A 278-nucleotide genomic window follows, 5' to 3' on the forward strand; every position below is an offset into this window, starting at 1 on the left:
AAATGAGATCGTAATGGTTGATTCGCCATAGGTCGACTGCCTTTCTCCCTGTTTCTGCAATATGGGCTTCACAAGTTAATTGTTTAAGCAGTGCTTTAGCTACGGTTTGAGCAATGGCGTTATCTTCGACAACTAGAACAAGAAGTTGGCCTTCTTTTGCTTTTTCTTGGACAGGTTTTATATGTTGAGCATAGGTTGTTTCAAAAGGCGCTTCAATTTCGGCTTCCATGGCTTCATCAAGTCCTAAATCATTATCAAGAAGAGGCTCTTTAAGAGGA

General features: G+C 40.6%; 1 protein-coding gene. It reads right to left on the minus strand.

The features are described 5' to 3' along the window. Positions 1-278: response regulator (locus Ldro_RS16450; RefSeq protein WP_162263964.1), on the minus strand; the 278-nt coding region annotated here is incomplete at both ends.

Origin of the sequence: Legionella drozanskii LLAP-1 (assembly GCF_001467585.1) — a bacterium.
In the GTDB taxonomy this organism is placed as follows: Bacteria; Pseudomonadota; Gammaproteobacteria; order Legionellales; family Legionellaceae; genus Tatlockia; species Tatlockia drozanskii.